This window comes from Belliella filtrata, assembly GCF_022549775.1.
Lineage (GTDB): Bacteria > Bacteroidota > Bacteroidia > Cytophagales > Cyclobacteriaceae > Belliella > Belliella filtrata.
In genome coordinates, this window is record NZ_JAKZGP010000147.1 from 1 (window position 1) to 807 (window position 807).

Sequence of the window (807 nt, forward strand, 5' to 3'; positions counted from 1 at the left end):
CCTATAAAGTAACCCGTTGATATAGAAACAATTTTGATTCAACCACCCTTTTTTAGGGTCTTTGGAAACTATCTTTTCAACTGACTGCTCCTTGATCAAAAGGGGTCTAAGATCATCAATATCACTCCACAGGGATTTGAGTGTGCCCTCCTTGAATGTCAGGATGAATCTCCAGCCATTGTGCCTGCATAGCCGGAAGAAGTTTTGGTTGGGATATAATGCATCGGCGCAAATGGTAAGGGGCAACCTGGGGTAATCCTTTTTCAGCTTTTCCGATAACCGTTTGAATGCCTTGAGTTCACAATCCTGCTTGCCCGAGAGATCTTCCGAGTTGTTCAGCCATTCGGTAGCCAATGAAATGCAGAAGCCGTTATCACTAACCAACTTGGCTTCTAGGACATGGCAGGTGTAGGTGACTTTGCCTGTCTTGCTTATCTTGTAGGGACAGCCCGGAAAAGGCTCTTTGTCAAAGCTGTTGATCCCGGTCCCATCTATTGCCACAAGGTGCCTACCGCCATACTTCCATTTGTCGAAGACCTTCTTTTCCAAAAGTCTGCGTACCAGTGTCCTTTTAAGGGATTCCAATTCCCTTGGGTCCAATCCACACAGAAAATCGTTTACCGTATCCTGAATGGGCAGTCGCAAGCCAAAACAGTTTAAATAGTTGCCCTCAAAACGGGTGTTAATAAGGTTGTCGGCATTGTTTCTGGATCCCATCTTGAACAATGACAGGCAAAGGCCTGCCATGATGATTTCGGCAACGGAGTAGGTACAGCGTTTCCTGTGGTCGGGAATGGAATCCAACAA

The 807-nt window shown here is 46.0% G+C and carries 1 protein-coding gene; it reads right to left on the reverse strand.

Translation table 11 applies throughout. The features are described 5' to 3' along the window. Positions 1 to 645, reverse strand: a 645-nt coding sequence (locus tag MM239_RS20820) for a hypothetical protein (protein WP_241350250.1), incomplete at its 3' end; no start/stop codon positions are given. Positions 646 to 807 lie beyond the last annotated feature (162 nt).